This window comes from Sorangium sp. So ce1153, assembly GCF_051521595.1.
Classification (GTDB): Bacteria; Myxococcota_A; Polyangia; order Polyangiales; family Polyangiaceae; genus Sorangium.
Genome location: NZ_CP150361.1, coordinates 5,160,909 through 5,183,810, shown reverse-complemented (window position 1 = coordinate 5,183,810; position 22,902 = coordinate 5,160,909). Strand labels below are relative to the sequence as shown.

At 71.3% G+C, this 22,902-nt stretch carries 19 protein-coding genes; 10 read left to right on the top strand and 9 right to left on the bottom strand.

Features of this window, described 5'->3' with window-relative positions:
* Positions 1 to 83: 83 nt before the first annotated feature.
* Entirely contained in the window at positions 84 to 1,157 is a 1,074-nt protein-coding gene (uxuA, locus tag WME85_RS18480) for a mannonate dehydratase (protein WP_437839925.1), read from the bottom strand.
* A 391-nt stretch (positions 1,158 to 1,548) separates the two neighbouring features.
* Here uxuA and WME85_RS18475 point away from each other — a divergent pair, with 391 nt between their 5' ends.
* The 3 genes from WME85_RS18475 (at position 1,549) to WME85_RS18465 (ending at position 5,818) form a co-directional block, all read left to right on the top strand.
* Positions 1,549 to 3,231: a hypothetical protein gene (locus tag WME85_RS18475; RefSeq protein WP_437839924.1), complete on the top strand. Its 1,683-nt coding sequence runs from the start codon at positions 1,549 to 1,551 to the stop codon at positions 3,229 to 3,231.
* A 60-nt stretch (positions 3,232 to 3,291) separates the two neighbouring features.
* The gene (locus WME85_RS18470; protein WP_437839923.1) at positions 3,292 to 4,875 is read left to right on the top strand and encodes a BNR repeat-containing protein; all 1,584 of its coding nucleotides are present in this window, start codon (positions 3,292 to 3,294) and stop codon (positions 4,873 to 4,875) included.
* 304 nt (positions 4,876 to 5,179) lie between these two features.
* Positions 5,180 to 5,818, top strand: coding sequence for a PadR family transcriptional regulator (locus tag WME85_RS18465; protein ID WP_437839921.1), 639 nt, complete (start codon positions 5,180 to 5,182; stop codon positions 5,816 to 5,818).
* Positions 5,819 to 5,884: 66 nt separating this feature from the next.
* Here the strand turns inward: WME85_RS18465 and WME85_RS18460 are convergent, their stop codons facing one another.
* The 4 genes from WME85_RS18460 to WME85_RS18445 all read right to left on the bottom strand — a co-directional run bounded on the left by WME85_RS18460 (position 5,885) and on the right by WME85_RS18445 (position 9,802).
* A complete protein-coding gene (locus tag WME85_RS18460) occupies positions 5,885 to 6,622 on the bottom strand; it encodes a class I SAM-dependent methyltransferase (protein ID WP_437839920.1) in 738 nt (245 codons plus the stop codon).
* Between the two features lie 162 nt (positions 6,623 to 6,784).
* On the bottom strand, positions 6,785 to 7,312 hold the full coding sequence (locus tag WME85_RS18455; RefSeq protein ID WP_437839918.1) for a GNAT family N-acetyltransferase: 528 nt from the start codon (positions 7,310 to 7,312) through the stop codon (positions 6,785 to 6,787).
* 187 nt (positions 7,313 to 7,499) lie between these two features.
* Positions 7,500 to 8,639, bottom strand: coding sequence for a UTP--glucose-1-phosphate uridylyltransferase (locus tag WME85_RS18450; RefSeq protein ID WP_437839917.1), 1,140 nt, complete (start codon positions 8,637 to 8,639; stop codon positions 7,500 to 7,502).
* Between the two features lie 128 nt (positions 8,640 to 8,767).
* Positions 8,768 to 9,802, bottom strand: coding sequence for an aldo/keto reductase (locus WME85_RS18445; RefSeq protein ID WP_437839916.1), 1,035 nt, complete (start codon positions 9,800 to 9,802; stop codon positions 8,768 to 8,770).
* 128 nt (positions 9,803 to 9,930) lie between these two features.
* Here WME85_RS18445 and WME85_RS18440 point away from each other — a divergent pair, with 128 nt between their 5' ends.
* On the top strand, positions 9,931 to 10,860 hold the full coding sequence (locus WME85_RS18440; protein WP_437839914.1) for a LysR family transcriptional regulator: 930 nt from the start codon (positions 9,931 to 9,933) through the stop codon (positions 10,858 to 10,860).
* Positions 10,861 to 10,900: 40 nt separating this feature from the next.
* On the opposite strand, the gene WME85_RS18435 is transcribed toward WME85_RS18440, so the two are convergent.
* Both WME85_RS18435 and WME85_RS18430 read right to left on the bottom strand, forming a co-directional pair.
* A complete protein-coding gene (locus WME85_RS18435) occupies positions 10,901 to 11,392 on the bottom strand; it encodes a hypothetical protein (RefSeq protein ID WP_437839912.1) in 492 nt (163 codons plus the stop codon).
* A 203-nt stretch (positions 11,393 to 11,595) separates the two neighbouring features.
* Positions 11,596 to 13,086: an O-antigen ligase family protein gene (locus WME85_RS18430; protein WP_437839910.1), complete on the bottom strand. Its 1,491-nt coding sequence runs from the start codon at positions 13,084 to 13,086 to the stop codon at positions 11,596 to 11,598.
* A gap of 252 nt (positions 13,087 to 13,338) precedes the next feature.
* Here WME85_RS18430 and WME85_RS18425 point away from each other — a divergent pair, with 252 nt between their 5' ends.
* Positions 13,339 to 13,944: a polysaccharide biosynthesis/export family protein gene (locus WME85_RS18425; RefSeq protein WP_437839908.1), complete on the top strand. Its 606-nt coding sequence runs from the start codon at positions 13,339 to 13,341 to the stop codon at positions 13,942 to 13,944.
* A 72-nt stretch (positions 13,945 to 14,016) separates the two neighbouring features.
* Here WME85_RS18425 and WME85_RS18420 read toward each other — a convergent pair whose 3' ends face one another.
* Both WME85_RS18420 and WME85_RS18415 read right to left on the bottom strand, forming a co-directional pair.
* Positions 14,017 to 14,904, bottom strand: coding sequence for a hypothetical protein (locus WME85_RS18420; RefSeq protein WP_437839907.1), 888 nt, complete (start codon positions 14,902 to 14,904; stop codon positions 14,017 to 14,019).
* Positions 14,901 to 15,971, bottom strand: a complete 1,071-nt coding sequence (locus WME85_RS18415; protein ID WP_437839906.1) for an AAA family ATPase — start codon at positions 15,969 to 15,971, stop codon at positions 14,901 to 14,903. The genes WME85_RS18420 and WME85_RS18415 overlap by 4 nt, the downstream gene beginning before the upstream one ends.
* A gap of 234 nt (positions 15,972 to 16,205) precedes the next feature.
* Between WME85_RS18415 and WME85_RS18410 the strand changes: the two genes are divergently transcribed.
* From WME85_RS18410 to WME85_RS18390, 5 genes are all read left to right on the top strand, one after another.
* Complete coding sequence (locus WME85_RS18410; RefSeq protein WP_437842316.1) at positions 16,206 to 17,477, top strand: hypothetical protein; 1,272 nt, start codon at positions 16,206 to 16,208, stop codon at positions 17,475 to 17,477.
* A gap of 136 nt (positions 17,478 to 17,613) precedes the next feature.
* Positions 17,614 to 18,450: a hypothetical protein gene (locus WME85_RS18405; RefSeq protein WP_437839905.1), complete on the top strand. Its 837-nt coding sequence runs from the start codon at positions 17,614 to 17,616 to the stop codon at positions 18,448 to 18,450.
* A 212-nt stretch (positions 18,451 to 18,662) separates the two neighbouring features.
* Positions 18,663 to 19,727: an AraC family transcriptional regulator ligand-binding domain-containing protein gene (locus WME85_RS18400; RefSeq protein ID WP_437839904.1), complete on the top strand. Its 1,065-nt coding sequence runs from the start codon at positions 18,663 to 18,665 to the stop codon at positions 19,725 to 19,727.
* A gap of 472 nt (positions 19,728 to 20,199) precedes the next feature.
* Positions 20,200 to 20,400, top strand: coding sequence for a hypothetical protein (locus WME85_RS18395; RefSeq protein ID WP_437839903.1), 201 nt, complete (start codon positions 20,200 to 20,202; stop codon positions 20,398 to 20,400).
* A 1,599-nt stretch (positions 20,401 to 21,999) separates the two neighbouring features.
* The gene (locus tag WME85_RS18390) at positions 22,000 to 22,854 is read left to right on the top strand and encodes a PAS domain-containing protein (RefSeq protein ID WP_437839902.1); all 855 of its coding nucleotides are present in this window, start codon (positions 22,000 to 22,002) and stop codon (positions 22,852 to 22,854) included.
* Positions 22,855 to 22,902 lie beyond the last annotated feature (48 nt).

Genomic DNA, 22,902 nt, shown 5'->3' with positions numbered 1-22,902 from the left:
GAGTCGCGGTGAGCGCTCACCGCGGTCGTTCGCGGTCCGCGCTCACCGCGAACGACCGCTCACCCGCTCACCCGCTCACCCGCTCACGCGGGCGTGGTCGGCTTGCTGGCCGGTCTGGGCGCGAGCTTGCGCGTCGCCTCCCACAGACCGTTGAGGTAGACGAGGCCCAGCGCGCGGTCGTAGAGCCCATAGCCCGGTTTGCCGGTCTCGCCCCAGATCATGCGGCCGTGGTCCGGGCGCACGTAGCCGTCGAAGCCGACGTCGTGGTACGCCTTCACGATGGCGGCCATGTCGAGCGAGCCGTCACAGGACAGGTGGGCCGACTCGAAGAAGGTGCCGTCCTCCTGGACCGCCACGTTGCGCAGGTGGCCGAACGGAATGCGGCCCATGCCGCCGAACTCGTGGACGAGCGACACGATGTTGTTGCACAGGTCGGCGCCCAGCGAGCCCGAGCACAGCGTGATGCCGTTGGCCGGCGCGTCGACGATCTTCACGAGGCGCATCAGGTCGTCGCGGTTCTTGATGATGCGCGGCAGGCCGAAGATCGGCCGGGGCGGGTCGTCCGGGTGCATGCCCATGCGGACGCCGACCTCCTCGGCGACAGGGATGATGCGCTCGAGGAAGTAGGCCAGGTGCTCCCAGAGCGCCTCTTCACGGACGCTCCGGTACTCGTCGAGGATGGCGCGGAGCTGCTCCGGCCTGTAGCTCGTGTCCCAGCCGGGCAGCGCGATGCCCTGCTCCGGGTCGATCTTCGCCACCGCGTCGGCGTCGAAGGCCAGGGTCAGCGAGCCGTCGGGCAGCTCCCTCGCCATCTCGGTGCGGGTCCAGTCGAACACCGGCATGAAGTTGTAACAGATCACCTTCACGCCGACGGCCGCGCAGTTGCGGATGTTCTGGCAGAAGCTCTCGATCAGCCGATCCCGGGTCGGCTTGCCGAGCTTGATGTCCTCGTGCACCGGCACGCTCTCCACCACCTCGAACCTGAGGCCGACGCCCTCGATGCGCGCCCGGAGCGCCTCCAGCCGCTCGAGCGGCCACACCTCCCCGACCGGCACGTCGTATATCGCCGAGACGATGCCGTAGATCCCGGGGATCTGGCGGATGTACTCGAGCTTCACGGGGTCGTTCTCGCCGTACCAGCGGAAGGTCATCTTCATCGTTGCGATCTCCTCGGGCGACGTGTCCGGCTCGCGAGCGGCCGTGGCACGAGCGACCTCCGGGGCAGAGGGCGCCGCCCCGGGTCCGCTCGCGCGGCATCGTACCGCCAGCCGGGAGCAAAATAAAGGCGCCAGCGCGCCCCGCACGCCGCGCAGGCCCTGGACTCCCGCGCGGCCCGCGGGGCGCGCGTGCGTCGCTCGCGATCGATCACCCGATCACGCAGGCGCAACATTACTTAGGAGTAATTAACATTCACAACCCACGTTGGCCCACGTTGGATCGACCGATCACGTCGACCACGTGAGCTTGACAGTCCACCGGAAGACACCTATCGAGCTGGCTGCCGGAGGCAGCCTCGCGATCCGGCCACTTCGATCGAGGAGAAGTCGAATGCGTCATCTGATTGCATCAGCGGCAGTCTGGGGGAGCGTCCTCCTGTCCGCCTGCTCGGGAGAGGAAGTCGCCACGTGGGACGACAGCTCCGATGCCGCCTCGGCCCTGAGCGCCGGAGCGGCCGCGGCGCTCGGGTTCGAGTCGCTGAGCGGCTGGACGGCCAGCGCGGGCACGCTGTCGCTGAGCGCCACGCGGAGCGATGGCGAGCACGCCCTCTCGGTCGCGGGCGCCGGGTACACGGTGATCCAGCGCGCGCCGCTCGCGATCGACGAGCCGATCAAGGGCGCTGTCTCGCTCGACGTCCGCGTGCCGGCCCAGCAGCCGAACCCCTGGTGGGCCGGCGAGGTCTCCGTGGCCGTGCAGGCGCCCTCCAGGGGCGTGTCGCAGAGCCTGGGCGCGAGATCGCTGACCGGCCTCGCGCAGGGCACCTTCCACCGGCTCTCGTTCACTGTCCCGCCGGCGGTCCAGCAGGCCCTCTCCGCCGGAGCGCCCGACGTGTCGTTCTCGATCACGCTGAACGTGCCGTCCGGCAGCGGCCCGCACCTCCTGGACCGGCTGGACGCCTTCGACACCAGCCCGCCTGTCGCTCAGGCGCCGCTGCCGCCGTGGCTCGAGTACTGCGACGCGGCCCCCTGCGCGACGGCCGCCCCGGTCGTCGTCTACGTTTGCCCGGCGAGCAACCCGCTGTGTACGCCGGTCCGGCAGACAACGGTGGTGCCGAACGTCGACGGCACCCCGATCAGCGGCGTTTTCCTGCCCCTGACGCTGCCCGAGGGCGCCACGCTGCGCCTCGCTTCCGGCTCCGCCACGGTGAACGCCAGCTTCGTGACGTACTCGTATGCGCCGCGCCTGGTCCTGCACTCGGACCTCGACGTGCTGCTCAGCTACTACGACGTGGCGCCGGTCTGGAACGGGACGACGCCCCTCACGTTCGAGAGCACGCTGACGAGCTCGGCGGTCATGGACAGCGCGTTCTTCCGCCACCCTTCGTACAACACAGGGACCGCCGCGGCGGATCTGCACGCGCAGGGGCTGGACGCCGTCTCGATCGAGCGAGAGATGACCGACATCACCTCCGAGAAGCTCCATGCGTTCTTCGTGCCCTCCGAGCTGGGCGGGGTCATGGGCGAGGGCAACTTCTCGTACGGCAACGGGACCATCACGATCAACTACGGGAACCCGCCGTTCATCGCCCACAAGGGCGGCATCCCCAACGCGGCGATGCCGCGGTTCGCGCACGAGAACGCCCACGAGCTGTACGATGAGGTCACCTCCTCCATCTCCGGCGACGACTCGTGCCTCAACGAGGGCATCGCCGATGCGCTGGCGTTCCTGACGGAATACCTGCCGGTCGAGGACTTCGGCCCGCTCGGCCTGACCGGGATCGACTTCGATACAGGGTGCACCGAGCTCACGAGGACGCACGACGTCGGCAACTGCTATTTCTGGCACGTGAAGAACGCCGGGCTGCTCACCGAGAGCTTCATGCACGGAATCTTCCATCCGCAGCACCAGTACGATTTCAACAGCTGCACACAGAACGTGGAGCGGACCGGCAACAGCATCCTCGTCTACTTCACGGAGGCCGCGGGCGGCGCCAACATGGTGCCGGTGCTCGACGCGATGGGGATCCCGCACGCCGGGTCGTACGCTGCCGCGAAGCTGGCGCTCGGACTCTGAGACTTCCGCGCCGGCGGCGCTTGGCTCGGTCGCTGGACGGCAGTATCGTCCGGCAGCCGCATGAACATCCGCCTTCCCTTCTCCCTCCTGCTCGCTGCTGCATCCGTCATCTGGCTGGCGAGCTGCGGTGACGACGAAAGCGCCTCGACCTCCGCCGGCTCGACCGCTGGCGGGGGCGCCGCGGCGGGCGGCGCCACGGCGAGCAGCGGTGGCACGGGCGGGACGACCTCGGGAGTCACCGGCGCGAGCAGCGGCACGACGGGCGGAGTCGCCGCGGGGGGCGCGGGGGACGGCGGAGCGAGCACCGGTGAAGCGGGCACCGGCAGCGGTGGCGGCGTGGAAGACGTCGCGCCCGGGATCGTCAAGCGCTCCGAGGGGAAGCTCGCGGAGTCGGGGCTCACCGTGGTGTCCTATGGAGGGTACCTGAACGGCGAGTCCTTCCAGCAGGACGCGATCGTCTCCTTCGGGCGCTACCAGTACACGGCCTTCTGGAACACGAGCCGCAACGTCGTGCTCGCGCGCCGGCAGCTTCCGACGAGCCCCGGCGGGGCGGCCGGGCCCTGGCAGAAGTTCGACTTCAAGGACTACCGGCTGAGCGCGGACGACGCCCACAACACGATCTCACTCGGGATCGCGCCCGGCGACGGCACGCTGCACCTCGCCTTCGACCATCACGGCAGCGACCTGCACTACCGCCGCTCCGTCGCGGGCCTGCTGACGGACCCGGAGGGCGCGAGCTGGTCCGCCGCGAGCTTCAGCGCTGTCTCGAGCGCGCTGGTCGGCTCGGCCACCGTGCGGCTCGTCACCTACCCGCGCTTCGTCACCGAGCCCGGCGGGGACAGGCTCCTCCTGAGCGCCCGGATCGGCGAGAGCGGCAGCGGCGACGAGCACCTGTGGGAGTACGACGCGGCGACACACGCCTGGAGCTCGCTCGGCGAGTACATCGAGGGCACGGACGCGAGCATGAACGCCTACCTGCACGGCCTCGCGTACACGCGCGGCGGCTCACGCCTGCACGCGGCGTGGTGCTGGCGGGACACGCCCGACGCGACGACGAACCACGACCTGCTCTACATCTACAGCGACGATCACGGGCGCACCTGGCGCAACAACGCGGGTGACAAGGTCGCGACGAGCGGCGCCACGTTCGTGGCCCGGGACACGGCAGGCCTCTCCGTGTGGTCGATCGGCCAGAATCGAGGCCTCATCAACCAGGAGCACATGGCGGTCGACGCGAGCGGCCGCGTCCATGTGCTGCTCTCGCACCTGCCCGACGCCGAGGCCAGCAACGCGAACTTCACGAACGCCCGCACGCGCAGCGAGTTCTTTCATTATGTGAGAGCCACCGACGGGACCTGGACGCGCCACGGCCTCGGGCTGCGGGTGGTCCAGAACTTCCGGGGCAAGCTCGCGATCTCCTCCACCGAGAACGTCTACGCGATCCTGCCCGATCTGCGCATCGCCGGCGCGTCGCCGCGCGACGGGTACGCGACCTGGACGCTCCTCGACGACGCCGACTCGGGCCGGTTCTTCTCCGATCCCCTGATCGACGCCGCCCGGCTCGAGACCTCGGACGAGCTCACCGTGTACTATCCCCAGCGGAGCTCCGTGGACATCTGGGGCCTCGAGTACGCGCTCCAGTGAGGCGCGAGCACGCGCTCCAGTGAGGCGCGCGACGGGCGCGCAGGCGCGCGCCGTCCGCCTCCCGGCAGCAGCAGGGCGCGCCGGTCCGGCGTCGGCGCCGCGGCCCGTCACCTCGCGACCGGCCTGCCCGCCCCTTGACCGCCGGCGGTCCAGAGCTATCTTCTAGATATATCTTTTAGACTATCGGATCGGCGCCACGGGGGTGCCCGGTCCGCCAGGCCGGGGAGGTCTGCCCACGCGCGCGCGGCAGCTGAGTGCTCGCCGCCGTGGCGATCCGCCGCCTGGCAAGAGAGGGGTTTCAGCGATGTTCTGGGGATGCGAGCACCATCATCATCATGGCCACCACCATCACGCGGGTCCGCGAGGGCCGAGGGGTCCGTTCGGGCGCGGTCGGCCCGGCTTCGGCGGCGGACCGCCCGGCTGGTGGGGCGACTGGTTCGGAGCGCCGCCGCTCCGCGCGGATCGCGGCGGCGTGCGCTACCTCGTCCTCGACGCGCTCGCCGAGCGAGCGCGCCACGGTTACGAGGTCATCCAGGCGATCGAGCAGCGCAGCGGCGACGCCTACCGGCCGAGCCCCGGCGTCATCTATCCGACGCTGCAGATGCTCGAGGAGCTCGGCCACGCGCGCGTCACCGAGGCCGAGGGCCGCAAGGTCTACGAGATCACCGACGCGGGGCGCGAGGACCTGAAGGCGAACCGCGATTACGTCGACGCTTTCTACGAGCGCTTCGCCGAGACCTCGTGGGAGAGCTTCGCCGAGGACATCGGCGACGTCATGAAGCGCGTCGGCTCGCTCATGAAGATGCTGCGCCACGCGATGCGCCGCGGGCGCCTCACGCCGGCCGTGCTCGCGCGCACCGTGAAGGTGCTCGACAAGGCCGCGGCCGAGATCGAGGAGCTGCTCGGCGAGGACGACGATAGGCGCGGCGGCCGGCGCCCGTGAGCCGCGCGGCCGGGAGCCGCCCGCGGGCGCCCGGCGCGCGCTTCGCCGCAGCGCGCGCGGCCGAGATCAGGCGAGCGGCGGCTTGCGGCAGCTGAGCGCGATCGCGTGCTGGTTGGCGAGGTAGTCGCGCCAGAACTCGACCTGCTCCGGCTCCGGCGAGCACTCGAAAGGGTGCCAGCGGATGTCACCGAAGCCGGCCTCCGCGAACGCCTGCTCGTAGGTGGAGCGGCTCCAGTAGATGAAGCGGATGGTGAGCGGGGGATCCATGAGGAGGTCGAGGCTCATCACGCTGCCTTCCTTGCGGTCCTCGGGCGGTCGCATCGCGATGCCGTACTTGACCGAGCTCGGCACCGCCGGGTCGAAGTCGGCGTTCGGCACGACGGCGACGAGCCGGCCGCCCGGCGCGAGGTTCGCGAACATGCCCTGACACATCCGCAGCATCTGCTCCTTGGTCGCCGCGTAGTTCAGGAGATAGACAGCGGTGACCTGATCGAAGCTGCCGAGCACCGGCAGGTCGGCGGCGTCGTGCACCCTGTACTCGACGCCGAGCCCCGCCCCCTCGTCGTGGCCCCGAGCGGTCTTGATCATCTGCTCGGAGACGTCGACCCCGACCACCCTCGCGGCGCCGCGATGCCGGAACAGGCGCGCATAGTAGCCGTCACCGCAGGCGACATCGAGGACGCTCTTCCCCTCGACCGGGCCGATGACCTTGAAGAGGGTGTAGGACTCGACGGCCCGCTTGAAGACAAACTGGCCGGCCGCCTTCGAGTAAGCGTCGCTGATCTGATCGTATTGCATCGCCATGGAAGGTACCTTCTGAATCGAGGTGCCGGGATGCCCCGCTCGACGCTCGCGCCTGTTCTGCCCGGCGCACCGTTCAGGTGAGGTGAGCGCCGTCGTGTTGGCCGTTCACGATCAGGTAGACCAGAAAGGCACAGGAACATCAAGGTCCGCTGTGGAGGAGATTCAGACGGTGACGCGACCAGGCGCGGCCTCGAAGGAGAACACGCGCCAGGCATTCGGCTGGCCAGGACGCCTGGATTCTGTCGCGGCGCCGCTCGTGAGCTCCGCGATGACGCCGCTCCAGAACGCCATGGCGCCTCGATTCCCCTCGGAGACGCGCACCGTCCACCTGCCGGGGAGACCGCTCCAGAGGAGGAAGGCCGCGCGGCGACCCACGCCGGAGCGGCGGTATCGACGGAGGACGAAGAACTCGGCGACGTCGAGCACGTCCGGGTCCTCCACCGCCGGCGAGCCGCGCGTCGCCAGGACGAACCCGGCGACACGCCCGCCGCACCTCACGATGAACGCGAACCGGCGCTCCCGCTCGGACCAGTAGAGAGGAAGCCTGGGATAGCCGAAGCGCCCGTCCGCCCCCAGCTCGACGTCGAACACGTCGCTGAGGTCGTGAATGTACAGCTCGAGGAGGTTCGACAGCAGCTGGGCGTCGGCCGAGGTCGCCGCTTCGAGAGAGACCGCGTGAGAATCTGTCATGTCATGTCAGCCCTTCGTGCGCGACCGACGCTGTAGCTCGGCGTCTCCTCGGAGAATAGCGAAGGGCACGGCCGGGCGCTCCGAGACGGCGCTCCGAAGACGAGAGCGGCTGATCGAAGGGCGCGCCGGCAGGCCCGCGCCGGGGCACCTTCGGCCCTGTCGCGCGCGGCGCGCTGCGCCCCTCGGCTCAGCCGAGGAAGCCGCGCGCCCGGGCGATCGCCTCGATCGCCGGCCGGCGCCGCTCCATCTCCTCGACGTCCTTGACGGGGAGGAACCGGGCCGCGAGGCCCTCGCGCGGGACGCGGAGGAACCTGGCCTGGAGGCCGAAGGTGACCTCGTTGAGGATGCGCTCGAACTGGATCGCCTTGCGGTCGCCCACCTTCTTCTCGACCTCCACGTAGACCCAGTCCATCGCGAGCGCGCTGAGCGCCTCGGCGCTGGCCAGGAACGTGTTGGTGTTGAAGACGGGCACGACCTTCGGGTCGAAGCTGGTCGGCAGCCGGAAGTCCTCCGCGATCACCGGGCGGCCGTTCCATCGCATCGGGCCGCCGCCCTTGTCGCCGCCCTTGTCCACCACCTCGACCGTGAGGGGCCCGCCGTGCCCGAGGTGCCAGCCGAGGATGACCGGATCCACCGTCGCGCCGAGGTTGTCGAGGTTGGCGATCCAGACCGTCTTGCCGCCGCGGGCGATGAAGCGACCGAGGATGCCGCTCTCCCGGAGGGCGTCCGGGAGGTCGCCGTGGCCGGTGGCGTAGACGCTCGGCTCGCCGTGCTCGTCCACGAACAGCCCACCTTCCGGGGTCAGACGCAGGGAGACATGCTGCTCGAAGGTGGTGCAGAGATCGCCCTGCTCGTGCTCGCCGAGCCGCGGCCCGAGCGCCTCGCGGATCGGGCCGTTGGTCGCCTCGCTGGTCATGAGCCACAGCGGCACCGGCACGCCCGTCGTGCGCCGGAGGTGATCGCTCTCGGCGAGGCGCAGGTCGAGGAACGTCCGGCCGGGCAGCACCTCGACGAGCGCCTTCACCACGCCGCCCATCCGCGTGGCCATCCCGCCGGCGAGGACGCAGAGGGCGACCTCGCCGCGGCGGAGCGCTGCCAGGCCCGCCTCGCGGCAGCGGGCGTGCTCGGGCGTGCCCTCGGCGGGCAAGTCGACCACATCGCCGGGCGCGGGCGGCTCGACCGTGCCCGGGAGGCGGTTGCGGGCGTCCCGGTCCTTGCCGATGGACGCGGCCCACCGGGCGACGCGATCGGGGTCGAACCCGCGCGCCCGGAGGCGAGCGAGGAGAGGTGCAGGCAGCGCGGCGATCTGCTGGGCGAGAGAAGACACGGTATCTTCCAGAGCACGGTGCGACGCGCGAGGCAACGCCCTAGTGCGGCGCTCATGTGGCGAGCTCATGGGATCGGCCAGGGTCATGCAGCGTCGCGCCGCGCGACGCGCGCGCAGGGCTCACCCGATCACGGATGCTCCCAGCCGGTGAGCGAGGCCGCGGTGCCGCCGGACATGATGCCGTTCACGAGCCCCTCGTTCTTCCACATCTTGCCCGGGAACGAGGGCTCGATGGCGCTCGCCGCGTCGAGGCGCGCGAGGTGCGCCGCCGAGAGGACGAGCTTCAGCGAAGCGAGGTTGTCGGCGAGCTGCTCGTTCGTGCGCGCGCCGATGATCGGATAGACCTGCGGTCCGCGCTGCCGCACCCACGCGAGCGCGACCTGCGCGGCCGAGACGCCGAGCTCCCTGGCGACCGCGAGGACCACGGGCACGACCGCGTCGGCGCGCGCGCCGAGGTAGCCCTGGGCCCAGTCGCCGCGCTTCGATCCCTGCGTGCCGTCGTGGAACTTGCCCGCGAGCACGCCGAAGGCGAGCGGCGACCAGGCGAGGACGGGCAGGCCGAACGCCCGCGCCATCGGCAGGAGCTCGTGCTCGACGTGCCGCTCGAGCAGGCTGTACTCGATCTGGATCGCCGACAGCGGCGCCTTCCCGTGGTCCGTCGCCCAGGTGTTCGCCTGCGCGACGACCCACGCGGGCGCGTCGGAGATCGCGACGTGGAGCGCCTTGCCGGAGCGGACCACGTCGTCGAGCGCGCTCATCACCTCGGTGACGGGCGTCGTGTGATCCCAGAGGTGCACCTGGTAGATATCGATGTAGTCGGTGCCGAGCCGCTTCAGGCTGCCCTCGAGGGAGCGGCGCAGGTTCTTGCGGTGGTTGCCCCAGCCGTTGGGGTCGCCGGGCGCGCCGCTCAGCGTGTACTTGGTGGCGACGACGTAGCGATCGCGGTCGCGCGCGATCAGCTCGCCGAGGCTCTTCTCGGCGGCGCCGCCCTGGTAGTTGCAGGCGGTGTCGAAGAAGTTCCCCCCGGCCTCGACGAAGGTCTCGAACATCCTCGACGCCTCCGCGTGCGGCGCCCCGAAATCCCACGCCTGGCCGAAGGTCATCGTGCCGAGGCACAGCTCCGAGACGCGCAGACCGGTGGAGCCAAAGAGCTTGAGGTGCATGATCGTTCTCTCCCCGCGCGGCGGAGCGGGCGTGCTCCACGGCGCACCGGGGAGATGCGCCTCGCGCGCCGCGATCGGTAGGCGGGCCGCGCGAAACGCCCCGTTCAGCGCTGCTATACAGTCGGGCCATGAACCGCGCGACGGACCGCTTCGAGGGTCTGACCGTCTTCCTCACCGTGGCGCGGCGGCGGAGCTTCCGCGCCGCCGCCGCGGAGCTCGGCGTGACCGCGGGCGCCGTGAGCCAGTCGATCCAGGCGCTGGAGCGCCGCGTCGGCCTCCCGCTCTTCGCGCGCACGACGCGCCGGGTCGGCCTCACCGAGGCCGGCGAGAAGCTCCTCGAGCGCCTCGCGCCCGCGGCCTCCGAGATCGGCGCCGCGCTCGAGGCGCTCGGCGAGCTGCGCGAGCGGCCCGCGGGGCTGCTCCGCCTCACGGTGCCGCGGATGGCGGTGCCGTTCGTGATCGAGCCGGTCCTCCCGCGCTTCCGCCGCGCGCACCCGGGCGTGGACGTGGAGATCTCCGTCGACAACACCTTCGTCGATCTCGCGGAGACCGGCTTCGACGCCGGCGTGCGCATCGGCGAGGCCCTGGCCAAGGACATGATCGCCGTGCGCCTCACGGGCGATCTCCGCTGGATCGTCGTCGGCGCGCCCGCCTACTTCGCCGCCCACGGCCGGCCGGAGGTGCCCGAGGACCTGCTCGCGCACGCGTGCATCCGCTACCGGTTCCAGAGCGCCGCGCTCTACCGCTGGGAGTTCGCGCGCGACGGCCGCGAGATCGCCGTCGACGTGCCCGGCGCCATCACGGTGAACGACGGCGAGCTGGCGCTGTCCCTCGCGCGCGAGGGGCTCGGGCTCGCGTACACGGCCGAACCGTTCGTCGCCGAGGATCTGGCGCGCGGCACGCTCGCGACGGCGCTCGACGCGTACGCGCCGGCCGGTCCCGGGCTCTTCCTCTACTTTCCGGCCCGCGCGCAGGCGCAGGCGAAGCTGCGCGCGTTCATCGACACGGCGCTCGCGGTGCTGGCGCCGGCCGGGAGGCGGGCGAGGTCGCGGCGGTGAGCGCGCCCCTGGCGAGCAGCCCACAGCGCGCCCGCTCGCGCTAGGACGCAGGCTCCCGGAACAGATCGTCCGCTGTCGCCGCGGTCGCTGCCCGCTCGAGCCATCGATCCAGCACGCCGAGGTCGGTCTCGCGGAGGATACGGCTCCTCGCCTCCTCGCTCGTCGGCACGCCGCGCACGCCCAGGATCACCAGGATCGCCGCGGACAGGTTCCCCACCGCCCGCTCCGCCCGGGCTTGCTCCTGCTCGACAGGCGCCTGCTCGTGATCGCTCCGGGCCTCGACGGGCTCCATCATCAGGCCGAGCTCGTCCACCGGCTCGCCGGCGCCGGCATCGAGGCGCGGCTCCGCGTGCGTCATGGCCTCACCCTGCGCGAGCGCCTTCTCCGGCTCGGAGCTCACGAGCGCCCCGACCGCCTGCTCGCTCCCGGCGGGCGACATCGGAGCCCACTCGGCCTCGGCGGTCGCCCGGGGCGCCTCGGTCGCGCCCGGCGACGCCGCTGGATCGCCGGGCTTGTGGACGGGAGCCGACATGCCGTCCAGCATACCACCGTTCGCTGTTGCGCTCGTCGATACGACCGGCGAGTGACCGCGTGGGCTCCCTGCGGCCCGACGCGCCCCCGAACGTCCAGCGACGGCTGATATCCCCTTGTTGTGCAGTGTTCGTTCGCGGGCTCGTCACACATTAGATGAGGATGGCCGGCCGTGTGCTCGCGGCGCGTCATCGCGGCGCGCGCTCACCCGAGCAGCCGCAGAAGGACGTTGAGCAGCGCGAGCACCGCGAACATCCCGCCGCAAACGAGCGCGGCCTCCCGCGCGGACACGCGCACCGAGACGCGGCCGTCCTCGGCCCGCGCGGCGCCGTACAGGGCGGCGGAGGCGCCGAGCACCATGTACAGAACGTCCTTGTACGCCCACGACAGGAAGAAGATGCCGATCAGCGCGCCGCACAGGCTCACGAAGATCGCCGGCGCGAACCGCCGCGCCGCGGGGCCTACCTCGACGTCGCCCAGCCAGATCGCGAGAGGCACCTTGAGCGACGCGTAGAGGACGAGGGCGAAGAGGCACATCCCGAGCAGGCCCGTCTCGGCCGCGGCGAGCATGTAGGAGTTGTGGGCCGTCAGGCCGAACGACGACTCGTCGCCGAACTGCCCTGCGCCGACGCCGATCCCCCTGGTGCGCCGGATCATCTCGAAGGCCTCCCGGAGCAGCGCGGCGCGCTCCTCCGAGCTCTCGGTCGCCTCGTCGCCGCTCCGGCCTCCGAGCAGGAGCATGGGCGGCCCGACGAAGCAGGCGGCGATGACGCCCAGGGACCCGCTCCGCCGGATGAAGCTGAGGCCGAGGACCGCGAGGTACACGATGAGCCCCGAGCGCGAGCGCGACATGACGACCATCGCGCCGATCGCCACGATGACGGCGGTCACGGGGAGCGCGCGCAGCGCGGCGCAGACGCGCGAGAGCAGCCGATCGGTGAGCAGGAGGGGCAGCGCGGGCCTGGCGCGCGGCGGACGGCCCGCGTCGGCCCTGCCCGGCAACGGCGGCGGACGGCCGTCGCGACGCCGACCCGCGTGCCGCTCGGCGAGCGCGATCGCGAGGGGGATCGACATGCCCGCCATCAGGGAGAGCTCGTTCGGATCGGCGAGCGACCCGCGGTAGCGGACGCGGCCATCGATGGTCGACGTGCCGAGCGGCCCCGGGCGCTCACACCGGTAATTGCCGTCCGGGACCGGCGGGTCCTTGCGGCAGTCGAGGTTGGTCTCGCAGGGGCGTCCATCCGGCTCGAGCTCGCCCTTGCCTTCCCAGTCCTCGGGCGCGGCGAGCATGCAGCCGTAAGGCTGGAACGCCTGCACGATCGCGACCGCGGTGGTGAGGGCGGCGCAGCCGACGAGCGTGATCGCGAGGGCGCGCAGCCCGCGCGGCGAGGCGGCGGCGAAGCTGACCGCGAGGAAGACGCCCGCGACGGTCGCGAGCTGCAGGCCGCGCTCCTCGAGCGCGGTCGGGCGCTTGAGCGCCGTCGTCAGGGCCGCCCAGGCGAGGAACGCGAGCGCATAGACGACCTGGGGAGCGAGCGCCGGCTTGAGCCGGCGCCACACGACGTCGAGGGCGACGCAGAGAAGGGTGAGCCCGAACGCCGCGTGAACCAGCGGAATCCCCGAGAGCTCGGGGATGAACTCCTGGGGCTTGATGATGACGAGCGCGCACAGCGCGCACACGACCCACGCTGCCATGGTGTGGCGCGCCGCGACCGCCGCGCGCGGGCCGCCCGCGCCGCCTCGCCGTGAGGGTCGCGGACAGGCGCCCTTGCGCAGGCGCGGTGGGGCGCGGCGCGCATTCCCCCCTTCAGCGCGACGGGTCTAGCACCTTGGTCTCGACCGGCACGCGCCAAGCGCGCCGGTGCGCGCGCGAGGAGCAGGCGCGGCGCGCGGCCGCGGGATCGGCGCTTGCTGGTGCGCGGTCTCGTCAAGGAGGCTGGAAACCGCATGTGGTCCCGCTGTATCCGGATTGCCCTGCTGTCGTCTGCGCTCGGGGTCCTCGCGGCGCTCTCGGGCTGCGGCGCGAGCGCCCCGCGGGTCGACTTCGAGGCGGAGCGCCGCGCGACGAGCGCTTACGCTGTCGGTCCTGGCGACGTGCTCGAGGTGCGCGCCTGGAAGAACGAGGCGCTGAGCCACCGCGTCACGGTGCGGCCTGACGGGTTCATCACGGTTCCGCTCGTCGGCGACATCATGGCGTCGGGGCGGACCGTCATGGGCATCGCCGAGGAGATCGCGAGTCAGGCGGCCAGGTTCTATCATGAGAAGCCGGTCGTCAGCGTGGAGGTGGCGGAGCTCCACAGCTACCGGGTCTACGTGATGGGCGAGGTGTCGCGCCCGGGCGAGTTCACGCCGAGGGCGCAGATCACCGTGCTCCAGGCGCTCGCCCTCGCGGGCGGGTTCACGCGCTTCGCCGATCCCGACGAGGTGGTGATCGTCCGGCGCGACGCGCTCGGCGAGCGCCGGATTCCGTTCGTGTTCGAGCAGGTCGTCGGAAGAGGCGACCTCCGCGGGGATCTGCCGCTGCAGACGAACGATACGGTGGTTGTGCCGTAAAGGGCTCGGTAGTTCCTGGGCAAAGGCCAGCAGGATCCGTCTGTGCGACGCGGCACGTCGAGCGTGCTGGAGCTAGCCTGACCGCTCCCGCTCGGCGCGAGAGAGGATGCGGTGGAGGAGAGCGGCGAGCTCGGGCGGCGGCTCCCGGCGCTGATCCAGGTAGCGCTCGGCCAGATCCACGCGCTGCGGACGCTGACGCTTTGGCGCGCAGGGGATCGTGCGGTGGAGCTCCTGGAACACGAGCTTCCCGGAGACGTGCTTCTGCAGCTCGTCGAGATCGTCCTCGCGGGCTCGCAGGAACGCCAGGCGCTCTCGGTACACCTCGCGCGCAGTTTCTTGCGCTCCGAACGCGCTCGCCCAGGCAGCGAGCACGTCCTCGGCGTTCACGCTCGCGAGCGCCTGCACGGCAGTGAGGTAGCTCCGGCCGACGAAGTTCGGCTGCCCGGCGTGGAGCTCGGCCAGGCGTTGCGCTGTCCAGTTGTGCGCCGCGATGGGGAGCGCCTCGCGATAGAAGCCGCGGATTCGATCGGTGACGCCTTGCACCGTGTCCCATCCCTCGAGCACGCGGCCCTCACGACGCCACAGGACCCTCCGCAGCACGCCCAGCCACCCTTCCGGATCGAGCAGGTAGCTCTCCAGGTCGTAACGAGGCAGCCGGTAGCAGTAGCCCTCGAACGACGGCTCCGACTGGCGCGCGATCTCCTCGTCCGGTGTGAAATCCCTGTCCAGCAGGCCGTACACAGGCACCGGCGTGCCACGTCTCCTCAGCTCCTTCACGGCGTCCTGCACGTACTCCCAGCCATCCTGGGCGTGGAACGTGACCATCCTTCCGAGATCGCCGAACCACTCCTTGTAGAAGAACTCGTCCTCTCGGTAATCCTCACCCTCGCAGATGATCGCGATGCCGGCGCCGCTCCGCAGGACGACCTCGAGCTCGTCGAGGCTCTTGTAGCCGCTCACAGGGCGTCCTCGTCGGGCGCGTCGAAGCGGCTCTCCGGGTAGTCGAGGCTCTTCACGTCCGCCGACGGGACGCTCCGCACGATCTCCGGCGAGTGCGTCGCGAGGAAGACCTGCATCTCGAGGAGCCGCGCGACGCGGCGAAGCTGAGAGAGGAGCTGCCGCTGCAGCGTCGGGTGCATGCTGATCTCGGGCTCGTCGATGAACAGGACCCCGTGTTGCCGCTTGCGCCGCGCGATCTCGCCCAGGAGCATCACGCACTGTCGCTCGCCCGAGGGGAGCTGATCGAGCATCACCTCCGCGGGTTTCCCCGATAGGTCGTTCCAGGGAGCCGTCACGCGCACCCTGCCCTCGCGAACGAAGACCTTGCGCCCGGAGCCGAGCGCTTCCTGGAGCAGCGCGACCGACCCCGCGAGCTCCCCGGCGGCCTCTCCCCGGCTCCTCCGCTCCAGATCCAGGTAGTTCTGCCAGACCCAGAGCTGCTCGAGCGAGCCTGTCCACTGGTTCGTGGGAGAATACCGGGAGATCCACTGATTGTCCTCGGGCGGGGGCTCGATGGTGCCGCCACGTGCGGGGCGGAGCTCGCGGTCATGCGGGAAGTAGATGAGACCGCCGAGCGGCTGGGCCTTGCCCTGCTCCACCTGCATTGCGTGACCACGCAGAGCTTCGGTGTAGTTGTTCTCGGACCACCGGCGCGCCGCGTCGCCGTCGTTCATCTTGAGATAGACTGTGCCACCGGTGACGCGGACGTCGCTCTCGGAGCGGTACGATGCCTTCCCGTAGACGATCAGCTGCGGGTACTGCTCGCCCTGAACGAGATTGCTCAGGGGTTGCTCGAGCGTCAGCGCCACGAGCCCCGCCTCGTCCAGGATGGGCGCTGGCCTCTGCGGATCGACGACGAAGGCGAGCATGGCTTCGATGACGTCGAACACCGTCGTCTTCCCCGACCCGTTGCTCCCGACGAGGACGACCCGGTCCCGCGCGTCGCCCGTGACCGGATCGGTGAAGTCGAGGACGTGCTTACCCCGGAAGCGACGCAGGTCATGGATCTCGAGGCGCTTCACGCGCATGGCGGTCCTCCCTCTACCCCAGGCAGTACCACGGCAGAAGGGGGCATGGATCGAGCGAGTGCGACATGAACGCCGATCGGGAATAGACGAAATTCTCGCGGCAAGTGGACGCTCGGCCAGGTCGCGCGAGCGCTGGCCGCTGCGCGAGTGTTCCCGCGACGCCGCGACTCCTCGACGACTGCACCGCGTCTGTTGGTGATGTGCGGCCGGCGTTCTGGCATCCTGGTGAGCAGGATGCGCCCGGACGCCGCGCTGTCGCTCCTCGCCGCGTTGACCCTCGCGTTGCCGGCGCTCGCCGCCGCGTGTGCCCCCTCCAGCCCCGGCAACGCGGCGCCCCCCGGCAAGGCCGCGGCGCCCCCCGGCAAGGCCGCGGCGCCCCCCGGCTCACAGGCGCCCGCGGCGGCCGGCGCGCCGCTCGCGCGTCCTGGCGCGGGCGGTCCTCCACCTGCCGGCCCGGCCGCTGCAGGCGCAGCGCCGCCGGGCGGCGCCGGCGGCGAGGCCCCCTCCCCGACCGCGGCCGCGCCGGCGCCCGTCATCGCGGCCGACGAGGCCGAGGCGATCCTGTTCCCGGAGGACGCCGCCGCGCACCAGGCCGGCATCGACGCCTGCCGGCGGGGGCTCGCCGGAGCCGCCGGCGCCCCCTCGGCAGGCCCGGAGCGCGTCCGCTGCCTGCTCGAGCTCCGCTACGAGGGCGACCAGCAGGCCGCGGCGAGCGCGACCGCGCTCTTCGACCGGAGCGGCAGCGTCGCCGGGCTGGAGCGGGAGCACCTCATGGACGGCGGGTACCGCGGCACGCTCCACCTCGTCCCGGAGCTGCCGGTGCGCGCCGAGCGCCGTCACCTCGAGTGGACGGCCGCGGCCCTGGCCGACTTCGACGTGTTCGCCACGGAGCTCGCCGCCGCTGCCAGCTCGCCCGTGCGCTACCGCCACCGCTCCCTGGCCCTGCGGTACTTCCGGTCCGTGCGGGCGCGGACGCCCTCCGCATACGCCTCCGGCTGGACGGTCGCGTACAATCTGGCCGGCTCGCTCCACCGCTCCGCGGACGAGGTGCGGGAGACGCTCTTCCACGAGATCTTCCACCTGAACGACAGCGCGCACGGCGCGTGGTCGCAGGCGGCGCTCTCGCCGATCTACGACACGATCGTCGCGCGCTGCGGGACGCGGATCCCGTGCCTCGCGCCGTACTCGCCGAACGGGACGATCGTGAAGGGCGGGACGTATTACTCGTTCCAGCCGGGCAACGGCGTGGGCGAGTACGCCGCCGAGCTCGCGATCCGCTACTACCGGGAGCAGCGGGCGGCGCTCCGCGGCGAGCGGCTCGGGAAGCCGCCGTTCAAGTGCGGCCCGCCGGAGAACGCGCGGGCGTGGTCGCTGCTCGCGGGCGAATTCTTCGGGAGCGCGGATCGGGTGGCGCCCTGCCCCTCGGCCCCCGCCGGGCGCGGCGCGCCGGGGCCCCTCACGGCCCCCGCCGGGCGCGGCGCGCCGGGGGCCCTGACGGCCCCGTGACGAGCCGCGAGCCGTGGCTGCTCACCAGCGGCTCCGGCTCCTCCGTGTAGACCACCTCGCGTGTAGATCACCTCGCTCGCACCGCCGAGTTTCGCATTGGCGGCGGGCCCGGATGTAGGCAGACTACGCGCCCTGCATGGCCTACGACCGTTCCACGCAGCGCAGGAGAGGCTCCCGCGCTCACCTGATCTCCAGGGCAACGAGGCGCCGTGGCACCGCCGCGGCCGCACTCTGGGCGGCGCTCGCGCCCTCCTCGGGCGCGCGCGCTGACGGGGGCGCCGCGCGGCTCGGCGCCCCGATCGAGGTGCCTCCGGGAGCGTGGCTCGATCCGGCGGGGCCGGCGCCCCACAAGGCCCTCGCGGGCGCCTGGAACATGGCCGCGCCGCCGCTCTCGGTCCTGCTCCCATCGCAGTCCAGCGGCGAGCCGCGGGAGAATCGGCTGCGGTTCGCGCTCGGTATCCACGGGTCCCTCGACGGCGGGTCGGCCCCCACGCTGAGCCCCGCGATAGCGCTGTTCGCCGACGTCTGGTACCGCACCGGCGAGGTCTTCTCTCCCTCGCTGCGTGTCTGGTTCTCGCATGCCCGGAGCAGCACGACTCCCATCGGCATCGCGGGCGCCCGCTTCCAGCTCACGAAGGGACGACTCGACGTGTGCCCGGTGGACCTGCCGCTCTTCGCCAGCGCGGGCATCACGCCCTGCGCCACGTACGAGCTCGGCGTGGTGCACGCCGAGGCCGACTACGCCCCCGACGCACCGAGCGACTACACCGAGCACACCCGTCCCTGGTCCACCCCGGGGCTCCTCGGCCGGTTCCACATCGAGCCCACCGACTGGCTCCGTATCGAGGTGCAGGGAGGAGCAATCTTTCCGACAGTGCGCGACGTATACAGCTATATCCCGGATGAAGCGACGTACGAGATCCCCGCGGTGGGCGGCTTCTTCGGCGCGGGCGCAGGCGTCTCGTTCCCTTGATCGCGGAGCGCAGCCCGGGCTGCGCGCGCCCGTGCACACCGGGGGCGCGCCGCATGTCCGCGCGCGACGCGAGCGTTGGAGTCCGGCTCACGGGATCGCGACGTCGTCTGTCCACGCGCACGCGCACGCGCTCGCATCGTGGGCAGTCGACGCGAGCGCGCGCATACGGACGTCGATGAGAAATTCCACGTGCGCTATGCTCCGCGCTCGCCATGCCTGACGGCGAGCTCGTGTTCGCATCCATCCCCGCCGCGCTGATCGCCTTCGCTTCCTCGCGCGGCGTCCCGCACGGCGATCTCGTCCGCGCCGCGGGTGTTGCGCCCGAGGCGCTCGCCGCGCCCGACGAGCTCGTGCCGTATGCCTCGCTCCTCTCGCTGTGGGATCTCCTGCTCCAGCGCCTCCCCGGCGAGCCGCTCGGGCTCCAGTACTCGCGCTGGATCCCGGTGTCGGTCGTGGGCGTCGTCGGGCACGTCCTCCGCCACAGCGAGACGTTGCGCCAGGGGATCGCCGCCTATGGCCGCTTCTGCCGGCTCATGGACCCCTACCTCCGCGTCACCGTCGAGGAGCGCGGCGGGGCCGCCCACCTCGCGCTCGAGCACGAGCCGCGCGTCGTCGCCATGGCCGAGCCGATCGAGCTGATGGTCGCGGCGCTCGCGCGCTTCATCGCCCTCTACCTCGACGGCGCCGCGCGGCCGATCGAGGCCGGCGCCGCGCGGCCGATCGAGGCGGTGTTCCGCCACGCCCGGCGGCACCCGCCGGCGCTGTACGAGGAGGTGCTCGGCGCCCCGGCTCGCTTCGAGGCGCCCGCCACGGGCCTGGTCTACGACGCGCGCGTGCTCGACGCGCCGGTCGTCGGCGCGGATCCCTCGGTCCGGGACTACCTCGTGCGCCACGCCGAGCAGCTCCTCGCCGCGCGCGCCGCGCCCCCCGGCAGCGCCGCGTCGCCCGGCAGCGACGCGCCCCTCGACGCGCGCGTGCGCGCCCGCATCGACGAGCGGCTCGACCGCGGCGACGTGGACCAGGAGCGGATCGCGCGCTCGCTGGGCATGAGCACGCGCTCGCTCCAGCGCGCCCTCAAGGACCTCGGCACGTCGTTCACGGCGCAGCTCGACGAGGCGCGGCGGGGCAAGGCGCTCGACCTCGTCCGCCGGCGCGATCTCGCGCTCCAGGAGATCGCCTTCCTGCTCGGCTACGTCGAGACGCGCCACTTCTACCGCAGCTTCCGCCGCTGGACAGGCACCACGCCGGGCGAGTACCGGCGCACCGGGGGCCGCTAGTCCCGCCCGTCAGCGGTCCGGCCACGGATGGCCGGAGCTGTACGCCGCTTCGCGGCGGCTTCGCGCGCGCAGCCCTGGTGGTGGCCGGATTTGAACATGAAGGCGGGAAGGCGGGAAGAAAAGATCAATAATCTTCCTGCCTTCCCGCCTTCATGTGAATCACTCCGAGGCAAATTGGGCCACCACCGCAGCCCTGGTGTTGTTGCTTCGGCGTGGTGGGGTGCCGCGCGAGGTGCGCACCACCGGCGGTGGAGGCCGGCACGTGCCTACCGGTGGTCACGTAGTGTCATTTCGCAGGCAGATCTGTAAACGGATGGGCACACGTAGTGTCATTTCGCAGGCAGATCTGTAAACGGATGGGCACACGTAGTGTCATTTCGCAGGCGGTGCTGTAGGCGGGTGGTCCCACGTAGCGTCACCCGACGTGAAGCGTCGGTGGTGGCGGAGGCAGCCACACCCCGTCCGGTGCTGCGTGACGCCGCCGAATACCGGCTGCCTCGGGACGGCCACATCACCTGCCTCGCCCACGTCGCTGCGGGGCAGCCACGAGCTCAACCCGGGTCGGGTCGCCGCCAGGCTGGACGGGCCGCACGACGAGCGCGGGGCGGTGCTCGTCATCGAGCCCGCGGGCGGGAGCGCGGCCACGGATTGGCCGGGGGAGGTCGTGCGGTAGCCGATCCCGTCCCATCGACGCTGCGCTTGTTCCGTCCTTTCCGCCGCTGTAGCGTTGCCGCGATCTCCCTCGCTTCCGTACGGCTTTCACGACGGAGGATCCTGGAGGCATGATGTCCCGACCAGCGACGAGCCAGCCGCCCGTGGTGGCCTATCTGAAGCCGATCGGGGATGGGTTCCTCTGTCCTCCTGGAGGCCTGTGGACGAATGAGGTCACGCCGCACCGCTTCGTCATGCTTCCGCTCCCCGGTGTTGAGCAGGACGTTCAGTTTTTTCGATACAGTGCTGCGCTCCCGGACGGACCTCGTGCCGCGGAGCACTTCGTCTTGATGGCCACGCCCGGAGGTGGTCCGTCAGCCGCGGCTCAAGCCCTCCCCCATCTCGAGCGCGCATTCCCGTCCGTCACGGTGACCCTGCTGCTCGATGCTCGGACGGGCTGGGCCCGCGCCAGGCTCTCCGGACCAGGGGCTGCAAGCCGCAAAGATCTGGCTGCCGGCTGCGTGGCCGCCGTCCTCGCCGGTGCCAGCTGGGACGACTCCGACCCGATCCTCGTGGACCTGGGCGACGAGCACTTTGCGGTAAGCCTTGTCCACCAGGAGCAGCACTGGCGCGCCGTCATTCGCGCTCGAGGCAATGAGCCCGGAGCGCCATAGGCTCGAGCGTTGTCGATGACGAGATCGAAGTAGCGTCGTCCACGACTTCGGTAGACCTTCATCACCGCGACTTTGCATCCGCCCTGCAGGGGGCGAAGCCCTCGGCCGCGAGGCCGCTCGCGATCGCCTCCGCCAGCCGCTCCTCGTCTTCCACCAACAGCACGCGCATGGCCCCCGAGGATGCCAGAAGATCCTGAGAGCTCCCTGAGAACTCGGCCTCTGCGGGAGGTCGAGCTCCGAGACTGCAGCTGCACCCGCGGGCTCGGCGGCCTGCCGACGCCGAGCGCCGCCGCTGCGGTCGCTCGGGCTTCACCCACGCCGCCTGCGCCCGCTCGTTTCGTGCTGGCGAGGCTCGGACCGGGATGGTTGACCCATACTCGAGCAAGCGCTGCGGCGAACGCTCCCTGAAGGCGCGGGACTCGCGGTCCATCGCCGGAGACGAACCATGTCGAAGTACGCGAAAAGGATGGTGCTCTTGCTCATTGGCCTCGTCGGCCTCGCCGGCGCGGGCTGTGGCAAGAGCGATGAAAAGATCCAGGAGGAGTTCGACGCGATCGTCGCCGCGTCGAACGCGTGCAACGACGCCTCTGAATGCGTCCATGTGTCGCCCGGCTGCCCGCTGCAGTGCTCCGTGGCCGTGAACAGCGCCAAGAAAGAGTATGTGGAAAAGGAGGCGCGCGCTCATCGACGACTCCGACGGCTCGGGGCGTGCTTGCCTGGAGGGATGTGCCGAGCCCGGCCCGCTCGAGTGCACCGAGGGCCGCTGTCAGGAGGGCGCCTCGCCCTGACTGCGTGATCCGCGCAAGAAGCTCGCTCGTCGTGAGCGCCCCCTCGATCCCGGTGAGCGCGAAGCCGAAGTTGCCGGGCGGCCGGAGCAGCCCTTGAGCCGGACGGCGTTCCTTGATACGATCGGAGCCTATGTGTTCGGCGGCGTACGCGGAGTTGCAATGACCAGCCTCCCCGTCGATCTCTTGACCTGGCGCCGCGTCGAGCTGCTCCAGCGCATCATCGACGCCCTGCCCGATCCCATTTTTGTCAAGAACCGGGCGCATCGCTGGGTCGCCGTCAACGAGGGGTACTGCAAGCTCATCGGGCACCCGCGGGAGGAGCTCATCGGCAAGGACGACATGGGGTTCTGGCCCGCCGAGCAGGTCGAAGTCTTCTGGGAGCACGACGATCTCGTCGTGAGCACGGGCGAGCCCGACGAGAACCAGGAGGTGGTCACCGGCGCCGACCGCGTCGAGCGGACGATGTGGACACGCAAGTACCCCGTGCGCGACGACGCCGGGCAGGTGGTCGGGCTCTGCGGCATCATCACGGACATCACGAACATGAAGGGCAAGCTCGTCGCGGCCGAGCGGCTCGAGGCTGAGAATCGCGCGCAGCTCGGGATCATCGAGGCGCAGCGCACGCTGCTCGAAAAGCTCGCGGTGCCGGTCGTGCGCATCTGGCAGGGTGTCTTGCTCCTGCCGCTCGTCGGCGCGCTGAACCAGGAGCGGGCCGCGCAGGTCACCGAGAGCGTCCTCGCCGCGATAGGCGGCGCCTCTGCGCGCTTCGTGATCATCGACGTGACGGGCGTCCCGCTCGTCGACACCATGGCCGCCGAGGCCCTGCTGCGCACCGTGCAAGCCGCGGCGTTGCTCGGCTGCGAGAGCGTGCTCGTCGGCATGGGCCCCGCCGCGGCGCAGACCCTGGTCGGGCTCGACGTCGACCTCGGCCGCATCACGACGCGCGGCAGCCTCGAGCGCGGGCTCGAGTATGCGCTCCGCCGCCTGTCCTACCGGATCGTCGCGGCGAGATAAGATGGGCACCTGCGGGGAGCGGTGATATCGCGGGCCCGTCCGCGCCCG

Excerpts from the sequence above, each read along its gene's own strand:
- WME85_RS18410 (WP_437842316.1), top strand. The coding sequence starts at position 16,206 with ATGCGCCCGGACGCCGCGCTGTCGCTCCTCGCCGCGTTGACCCTCGCG.
- WME85_RS18465 (WP_437839921.1), top strand. The coding sequence starts at position 5,180 with ATGTTCTGGGGATGCGAGCACCATCATCATCATGGCCACCACCATCAC.
- WME85_RS18475 (WP_437839924.1), top strand. The coding sequence starts at position 1,549 with ATGCGTCATCTGATTGCATCAGCGGCAGTCTGGGGGAGCGTCCTCCTG.
- WME85_RS18430 (WP_437839910.1), bottom strand. The coding sequence starts at position 13,086 with ATGGCAGCGTGGGTCGTGTGCGCGCTGTGCGCGCTCGTCATCATCAAG.
- uxuA (WP_437839925.1), bottom strand. The coding sequence starts at position 1,157 with ATGAAGATGACCTTCCGCTGGTACGGCGAGAACGACCCCGTGAAGCTC.
- WME85_RS18425 (WP_437839908.1), top strand. The coding sequence starts at position 13,339 with ATGTGGTCCCGCTGTATCCGGATTGCCCTGCTGTCGTCTGCGCTCGGG.
- WME85_RS18455 (WP_437839918.1), bottom strand. The coding sequence starts at position 7,312 with ATGACAGATTCTCACGCGGTCTCTCTCGAAGCGGCGACCTCGGCCGAC.
- WME85_RS18440 (WP_437839914.1), top strand. The coding sequence starts at position 9,931 with ATGAACCGCGCGACGGACCGCTTCGAGGGTCTGACCGTCTTCCTCACC.
- WME85_RS18405 (WP_437839905.1), top strand. The coding sequence starts at position 17,614 with ATGGCCTACGACCGTTCCACGCAGCGCAGGAGAGGCTCCCGCGCTCAC.
- WME85_RS18415 (WP_437839906.1), bottom strand. The coding sequence starts at position 15,971 with ATGCGCGTGAAGCGCCTCGAGATCCATGACCTGCGTCGCTTCCGGGGT.
- WME85_RS18470 (WP_437839923.1), top strand. The coding sequence starts at position 3,292 with ATGAACATCCGCCTTCCCTTCTCCCTCCTGCTCGCTGCTGCATCCGTC.
- WME85_RS18445 (WP_437839916.1), bottom strand. The coding sequence starts at position 9,802 with ATGCACCTCAAGCTCTTTGGCTCCACCGGTCTGCGCGTCTCGGAGCTG.
- WME85_RS18390 (WP_437839902.1), top strand. The coding sequence starts at position 22,000 with ATGACCAGCCTCCCCGTCGATCTCTTGACCTGGCGCCGCGTCGAGCTG.
- WME85_RS18435 (WP_437839912.1), bottom strand. The coding sequence starts at position 11,392 with ATGTCGGCTCCCGTCCACAAGCCCGGCGATCCAGCGGCGTCGCCGGGC.
- WME85_RS18460 (WP_437839920.1), bottom strand. The coding sequence starts at position 6,622 with ATGGCGATGCAATACGATCAGATCAGCGACGCTTACTCGAAGGCGGCC.
- WME85_RS18400 (WP_437839904.1), top strand. The coding sequence starts at position 18,663 with ATGCCTGACGGCGAGCTCGTGTTCGCATCCATCCCCGCCGCGCTGATC.